Source organism: Pedobacter sp. MC2016-24 (assembly GCF_015223055.1).
In the GTDB taxonomy this organism is placed as follows: Bacteria; Bacteroidota; Bacteroidia; order Sphingobacteriales; family Sphingobacteriaceae; genus Pedobacter.
Genome location: NZ_JADFBX010000028.1, coordinates 1 through 7011, shown reverse-complemented (window position 1 = coordinate 7011; position 7011 = coordinate 1). Strand labels below are relative to the sequence as shown.

Sequence of the window (7011 nt, the reverse complement as noted above, 5' to 3'; positions counted from 1 at the left end):
GCGACGTAAATTAACACCAAGCCGATCGTAAATTAGGGCTTTCAGCATAGCAAATTCCATTAATTGAAATGAAAAAAAGAATCAGTATCCTGATTTTATTCTGCCTTTGTAGCTATTCTGCAATAAGCCAGATAAAAATTGAAAAGGCAACAATCACATTGCCTACACAAGCAAAAAAGCTGACAAAAAAAGAGCGGAATGAAACATTAGACAAGAAGCTTAAAGTAGAAGAACTTATTGCAAACGCGGATGCAGAGAATAATTATGAGGTAGATGGGATGCTATTAACCTTTAATGGTTATAATGTAGATGGAAATAGGAATTATCTTAAAGGTCTTGAACTGTCAAAGAAAAACAGAAAAAAAAGCCTAGGAATAACTGACAAATACTTCTATATTTCTAATATTACGATCAATGGAAATCAAATTCTATTGGACAGAAATAAGGCGGCTTACCACTGCTACTATAACTTTTTCGTTGTCAATAGTGACTTTACTTATTCAATTCGCGGTTCACTAAGATATTTAGAGGGCGAAGAAACGAAGTCGAGAGCCATTATTGATCAGATTTTAACCAATATTATAATTAAATAGCAAATTAATAAGCGTTTAAAAGAAAGAACCAGGATTATATTCAATTAAATCCTGGTTCTTTATAGGCTATCCATCAGATTTTCTTCGCTGGTAACTTCAATCGCCGAGTTGATCTCGTCATTGATATTGCTACTGAATTCTGATTTTGAAAAAAAGGTGTTCATGCCTGCACTTCTTTTTATAGCATCAACAACAATAGATAATGTTAAGCTATACATTTAAGAAAGGAGGTAAAAGAATAATAATCATGTATTTTGCATTAAACAATAAAAATAGCACAACAACAAACAATAGAAAAAGCACAACAACAAACAATAGAAATAGCACAATAAGAACAATAGGATAACGGTCTGTTTGGAACTGTGTAGTTAATGTGGCAGATCTATTTCCTTTGATACATGGATGGGCTGCTTAGTTGAATTCAAATAATTAAAGGGAGTGACGCCTACATGTTTCTTAAATTCATTAAAAAAGGAACTTCTGGAAGAAAAACCGGCTGCTGAACCTAGTCCCTCCAGGCTGTATTGTTTTAAGTTGTTTTTCACCGACAATTGGTCCAAAACATAGTTTACACGGTAACTGTTGATAAAGCTGTTAAAATTTTTATTAAAGTAAAGGTTAAGTAAACGTGATAATTCGTGTGGAGTAATGCTCAGTTTACCAGATAGCTCCATTAAAGTTAGCTTCTTTCTGAGAAAAATATTCGTCTGAACTAAATAGTATTCTATATCTGATTGTGATATCGCTGTACGGTTTTTCTGCTGTTGTACCCTCTGCTGCCTGATCTTTTGCAGCGTATTTATTTTAACGTTCAGAAACGAGGCAATCACTTCAACGGGGATTTTTTCAGCATGATTGGGGTAAGCATTCAAAAAGTATTCATATTTATCCTGAATTGAACCTACACGAAAAAAAACAGACCGATGGTGTGCGATTTTATAATAGCGTTCGAGAATTTTCCTCATCAGGATGTTCATCTCAGGGTAATCCTCAAAGAAACGGAGCAGGTCCTGGGCCTTAACTGCGATGAGCGTGGAATCGGCTTCGGCCCTAACATCTTCATCGCAGGGGACGAGTCCGTACATCCCTTCAATGGCGCATAAAAAATCCCCCGATACAGAGATGAATGTGGTGACAGTTTGCTTAGGCGAAACAAATAATGCAGCTAAAATCCCTTCTACTATAAAATATAGATAAGGGCTATACTCTCCCTTTCTCATTAAGTACTCGTTCTTTTTTAAAGATACCTTAAAAGATTTAGTGGCAAATTCGCATGCGAGATTTTTACTTAGCGGATGAAAAGCATTGAGTTGGTTAATGACTTGCTGGACAACAATAGAGTCAGGCATCTTATAAAAAGGGAGAAAATTAACTTATGTAGTTTGGTATTCACGAACTTAAGAAAAAATATTGAATCAAAAAAAATAGTTTAAGATTATAATCCTAAACTTTAACAAGGCAATAATTACTGTCAATCTCAAATAGTTAAGCTAATTTCGAATTAAATATCTAAATTAACTATGATGAGAAAATCATACCTGCAAAATGCCCCTCCACCTATCTCTACATTACTAACTGAAGGACAGAAATGTTATACTCAGTTAGGATATTACCCCTTAAAAAAAATGGAAATTGCCCTTGTTAACTTAGGGTAAAATATATGTGTATACGATAATATGTTGATATGATGAGAAAATTTTACTTATTAATTTGTTTGTTGATTGTTCAGATAGCTGTTCATGGGCAGACAAAAACACTTGATTTTGCTAATCTAACAGGTGACCCCACCAATGGAACAAGATTGGGGACAGCATTTTTTAAACAGACTACCACTGCTCAGGAAAGCTGGATATTTACAATGTCAGCTAAAAGCCCGGGTTTTTGGACGTATAACGATCAGACGCTTTGGCTTCAATCGGGAACCCCAGCAGATGCTACCCCAGTTGGTAATGCTAAAACATACATCAAACGAGCAGATGGTCAGAATTTTAATTTTAACACAATTGATTTTTCCACGTATAGCCAGGATCAGTATATCAAGATCGAGGGTAGAAAACTGGGAACGATAAAGTATACTCAAAACGTTTATCTGGCCGATGCAAATGTTTCATATCCCTATAGTTTTACGGGTTGGAACGATGTTGATGAAGTGGTGTTGACGATTACTACAAATGCTCAATTTCCAAATATTACTAATGCTGCCGATTTCTATGTTGGTATAAAAAAATTCACCTATACGCCAGCTATGTCGAATACTGCTTTGGTTAAAGGCGATCTTGCGGTAATTGGAATGAACAGCGTTGTTGATGAACCAAGTCCGACTACCTCATTTACCAGACAGTTTGCGTTAGTGGCGCTGGCGGATATACAACCCAATCAGGATATTTTTATCACCGATAGGGGTTGGAAAAATGAAACACAAGAATGGAATAGTACCATTACGGCTTTAGAAGGGACCATCTTATGGCGCCCAACTGCATTGGTATCTGCAGGCACAGTGATTATTGTTAAAATGAATTGTGTAAATAATGCCCCAAACTCGATTATTAATATCAGTGCTTCTACTGGAGCTGGCACCACGTTGCCGGGCTTTTCTAAAGCCTCAGGATGGCTCCAATCTGGTGCCACTTCACTTCCTTGGGCTGTCGTCGGCGATCAGTTAATGATTTACCAGGGAAGTGAAGATAGTCCAACTTTTATATATGGTTTTAGTAATATCAGAACGAGTGCAAACGGCAATATCGACCCGGGCAATGTAGGGTGGTTTATACCTCCAGTTGGTACTGGTAGTACTTATATCCAGCAAACTACCAATGTATATAGCGAGCTTCCTTCTCAGTTGGCTGGCACCAACTTTTACAATGGTTTTTTTACTTATACTACTACTCCGGCTACAGGTCCTTTTCCCAATGCTATATACAGCCCAACTAGCGCTACGGGTTCAAAAGCTTCGATTTTAGCTGATGTTAGATTAGCAAACAAATGGACGAACATACAGCAGGGACCTCATAACTTTAGCGGTGGTTTTGGTACTAATAATATCAAACAATTTAACCTGGGCGGCTCGACAATGCCAACGGTCACTGCCGCCAAGATCAGCATTAGCGGCGCAAGTGGCACAGGTGGTGCATTCAAGATTGGAGATGTCGTAACGGCAACCTGGAACAATACCGCCAGCGGTGATAACAATTCGGGTATCACAGCAGTAACGGTTGACTTTAGCCAGTTTGGCGGCGGTGCTGCAGTTTCGGCTAGCGAAAATAGCGGAACCTGGACAGCAACCTATACCATTGTAGCCGGTACCATTGATGCTACAACCAGAAATATTTCAGTAACCGCAACAAATTCAGCCGGGCCTACAACTACGGCCGATGATGCTAATGCTACCGTGGATAATCAGGCACCAACAGTTACTGATGCCAGAATCAGCATCAGCGGTGCGAGCGGTGCTGGTGGTACATATAAAATAGGCGACGTAGTAACCGCCACCTGGAACAATACGGCAGCTGGCGATAACAATTCAGATGTAATTTCTACAGTAACAGTCAACTTCAGTCAGTTTGGCGGAGGTACAGCAGTTGCTGCCACCAATAGTAGTGGTACCTGGACGGCAACTTATGTAATTGCGGCAGGGAGTCTCAATCAAATCACAAATAGAAACATAGCCGTAACCGCTACTGATAATGCAGGAAACAGGACTACGACGACTGACGGTACCAATGCTACAATTGATAACCAAGCCCCGGCTGCACCTGTTGTGGTTACGCCTGCAAATTCATCAAGCACGAGTTCTACAACCCCAACTTATACAGGTACAGCCGAATTAAACAGTGTTGTTACCGTATATGTAGATAACACATCTATAGGTACTGCTACAACTGATGGCAGTGGTAATTGGAGTAAAGTACAATCGTCGGCACTCACTTATGCTTCACATAGCGTAAAAGCAACTGCGACAGATGCCGCTGGTAATTTGAGTATAGCAAGCAACAACAATACTTTTACAGTATTTGCCGCTAACCAAGCTCCTATAGTTACCACAACAGGAGGATCTACCGCTTTTTTAGGTTCGGGAATTGTCGTAGATAATGGCTTAACGGTTTCTGACATTGATAACAATACGCTCGTCGATGCTACAGTAACAGTTACCGGAAATTTGCAAACTACACAGGATGTTCTGGCTTTTGCCAATACAAGTAATGCTGTTTATGGAAATATTGTTGGTAGCTATACTACCGCAAATGGTACATTAACCTTATCATCGGCTGGCGGTACCGCTACATTGGCGCAATGGCAATCGGCTTTAAGGGCCGTTACTTACAATAATACAGCAAGTTCACCCAATACAGCAACCAGGACCATCTCCATTGTTGTGAATGATGGAATGAATAATAGTAATACCGCGACTAAAACTGTAACCGTAACTAATCCGGCTTCGGTAATATCAATTGTCCGTGCGGCTTCAAATCCAACTAATGCCACTTCGATAAGATATACCATTACTTTTGATAAAGCGGTAACCGGTATGACCACGACTGTTTTCTCTGTAACCACGACTGGTATTACCAATGCCGCTGTATCTTCCGTATCGGGCGGAGGCACAACCTATACGGTTACTTTGAACACAGGCACAGGCTCAGGAACGATCACTTTAAATCTGGCTAATTCAATAGGTCTTTCTCCAAGTGTGGCTACAACATTACCCTATGCAGGAGAAACCTACACTATTGATAAAACCGCCCCATCCGTTTCGTCGGTAGCTGTTCCAGCTAATGGTACCTACAATAATGCTCAAAATCTTGATTTTACAGTTAATCTTTCGGAAGCTGTTACGGTTGACATCACAGGTGGTACACCATATATTGCTTTGACTTTAAATACAGGTGGCACTGTACGTGCAAATTATATTTCAGGAAGCGGTACTTCTTCACTTTCATTTCGATATACGGTTGCGAGCACCGATAGAGATCTGGATGGTATTGCTTTAGGTGGGTTAAATATTAATGGAGCTACGATCAGAGACGCAGTAGGTAATAATGCAAATACCACTTTAAACAATGTGGGCAGTACCGCCGGTGTACTGGTAGATGGAACTCCAAGCACTTCTCAAACCATTACATTCAATACATTGCCTACAAAAACTTATGGTGATGCAAACTTTGCCCCGGGAGCTACAAGTAATAATTCAGGTATTCCGGTTACATATACCAGTAGCAATACCAATGTAGCAACCATTGTGAATGGTGAAATTCACATCATTGCCGCAGGTACAACCACAATTACTGCCAGTCAGGCAGGAGATGCAACACATAGTGCTGCAGCAGATGTGCAGCAGGCTTTAACGATCGGTGCAAAAACAATTACAGTAACCGCAGCAGCGAAAAGCAAAACTTACGGTGATGCTGATCCTGCACTGACTTATGCCATTGCTCCTGCACTGGTAACAGGCGATAGCTTCAGCGGAAGCCTGAGCAGATTACCTGGCGAAAACGTGGGTACGTATGCGATCAATCAGGGAACGCTGGCTTTGAGCAGCAACTATACCTTAACTTATGTTGGTGCTGATTTAACGATCGGTGCAAAAACAATTACAGTAACCGCAGCAGCGAAAAGCAAAACTTACGGCGATGCTGATCCTGCACTGACTTATGCCATTGCTCCTGCACTGGTAACAGGCGATAGCTTCAGCGGAAGCCTGAGCAGATTACCTGGTGAAAACGTGGGTACGTATGCGATCAATCAGGGAACGCTGGCTTTGAGCAGCAACTATACCTTAACTTATGTTGGTGCTGATTTAACGATCGGTGCAAAAACAATTACAGTAACGGCGGCAGCGAAAAGCAAAACCTATGGTGATGCTGATCCTGCACTGACTTATGCCATTGCTCCTGCACTGGTAACAGGCGATAGTTTTACCGGTTCATTAACCCGTTTACCTGGCGAAAACGTGGGTACGTATGTGATCAACCAAGGCACGCTTGCGCTAAACGGTAATTATACCTTAACTTATGTTGGTGCTGATTTAACGATCGGTGCAAAAACAATTACAGTAACCGCAGCAGCGAAAAGCAAAACCTATGGCGATGCTGATCCTGCACTGACTTATGCCATTGCGCCTTCACTGGTAACAGGCGATAGCTTCAGCGGTTCTTTAACCAGATCACCTGATGAAAATGTGGGTACGTATGCAATCAAACAGGGTACATTGGCACTAAGCAGTAATTATACCTTAACTTATATTGGTGCTGATTTAACGATTGGTGCGAAAACAGTTACAGTAACAGCAGCAGCGAAAAGCAAAACCTATGGCGATGCCGATCCCGCACTGACTTATGCTTTTGTGCCTTCATTGGTAACAGGCGATAGCTTCAGCGGTTCTTTAACCAGATCACCTGGTGAAAATGTGGGTACGTATGCG

General features: G+C 40.8%; 3 protein-coding genes. 2 read left to right on the top strand and 1 reads right to left on the bottom strand.

Features of this window, described 5'->3' with window-relative positions:
- The first annotated feature begins 68 nt into the window (after positions 1–68).
- Positions 69–593, top strand: a complete 525-nt coding sequence (locus IM797_RS28010; protein WP_194130540.1) for a hypothetical protein — start codon at positions 69–71, stop codon at positions 591–593.
- 368 nt (positions 594–961) lie between these two features.
- Here the strand turns inward: IM797_RS28010 and IM797_RS28005 are convergent, their stop codons facing one another.
- On the bottom strand, positions 962–1942 hold the full coding sequence (locus tag IM797_RS28005; protein WP_194130539.1) for a helix-turn-helix domain-containing protein: 981 nt from the start codon (positions 1940–1942) through the stop codon (positions 962–964).
- A gap of 335 nt (positions 1943–2277) precedes the next feature.
- On the opposite strand from IM797_RS28005, the gene IM797_RS28000 reads away from it, so the two are divergent.
- Positions 2278–7011 (top strand): MBG domain-containing protein (locus tag IM797_RS28000; protein ID WP_228099180.1); only part of this gene is annotated, 4734 nt, incomplete at its 3' end.

Bases quoted from the DNA above. Each gene is read 5' to 3' on its own strand.
- IM797_RS28005 (WP_194130539.1), bottom strand. From the start codon at position 1,942: ATGCCTGACTCTATTGTTGTCCAGCAAGTCATTAACCAACTCAATGCT.
- IM797_RS28010 (WP_194130540.1), top strand. From the start codon at position 69: ATGAAAAAAAGAATCAGTATCCTGATTTTATTCTGCCTTTGTAGCTAT.